Origin of the sequence: Brunnivagina elsteri CCALA 953 (assembly GCF_002289455.1) — a bacterium.
In the GTDB taxonomy this organism is placed as follows: Bacteria; Cyanobacteriota; Cyanobacteriia; order Cyanobacteriales; family Nostocaceae; genus Brunnivagina; species Brunnivagina elsteri.
The window spans coordinates 1-1,076 of sequence record NZ_NTFS01000793.1 but is presented as its reverse complement, the minus strand read 5'-3'; the positions used below and the strand labels follow the sequence as shown (position 1 = coordinate 1,076).

The following is a 1,076-nucleotide window of genomic DNA, read 5'->3' as shown; positions in this document are numbered from 1 at the left end:
CTGTTCTCTAATAATTGCAAATTGGTCGGGAAATTCATCTTGATTATAAATATTTAAAGCATCTTTATAGAAAAGAATGGCATATTCAATATAGCTTAAAATATCTATAGGATTTAAATTCTTATCTTGTGCTTTCTGAATATATACATCTGCAATATTGTTACATGCATCTGCCCATTTAAAGGGAAATTCTTTGCGAGTATAAACTTCTAATGCTCTTTGGAAAAACGCGATCGCCAATTCCAGATTTTCTGCTTTCTCTCCTAAAATTCTCTCGCTGTAGGCATTACCAAGATTATTTCGCATCATTGCCCATTGTTCGGGAAAAGTGCTGCGAGTTCTGACTTCCAGGGCAGCATTGTAAGAAGCGATCGCAAGTTCTAGATTTTCTGCCCTCTCTCCTGTAATTCTTTCGCTATAGGCATTACCCAAATTATTTTGTGTTATTGCCCATTGTTCGGGGAAAGCATTACGAGTATATACTTCCAGGGCAGCAGTAAAAGATGCGATCGCATTTTCGATATTCTCTGCCTTGTCTCCTTTAATTCTCTCCCTGTAAGCATTTGCGAGATTATTTTGCGTTGTTGCCCAATCATAGGGCAAAGCTTCCCTGGTGTAGACAGTTAAAGCAGCAGTAAAAGATGCGATCGCATTTTCGATGTTCTCTGCCTTGTCTCCTTTGATTCTCTCCGTGTAGGCTTCTGCGAGATTATTTTGGGTTATTGCCCAATCAATAGGTAAAGCTTCCCTGGTTTTGACAGTTAAAGCAGCAGTATGAGCCGCGATCGCATTTTCGATGTTCTCTGCCTTATCTCCTTTGATTCTCTCCGTGTAGGCAATTGCGAGATTATTTTGTGTCATTGCCCAATATTGAGGTAAAGTTTCCCTTATGTAGACAGTCAAAGCAGCATTACAAGCAGCGATGGCATTTTCGATATTCTCTGCCTTGTCTCCTTTGATTCTTTCAAAGTAAGTAACTGCGAGATTATGTTGTGTCATTGCCCAATATTGAGGTAATGCTTCTCTGGTGTAGACAGTTAAAGCAGCAGTATAAGCAGCGATCGCATTTTCGATAT

General features: G+C 39.5%; 1 protein-coding gene. It reads right to left on the bottom strand.

Annotated features, from left to right (window positions below):
* Positions 1 to 1,076 (bottom strand): tetratricopeptide repeat protein (locus CK510_RS30715; protein WP_143289541.1); only part of this gene is annotated, 1,076 nt, incomplete at both ends.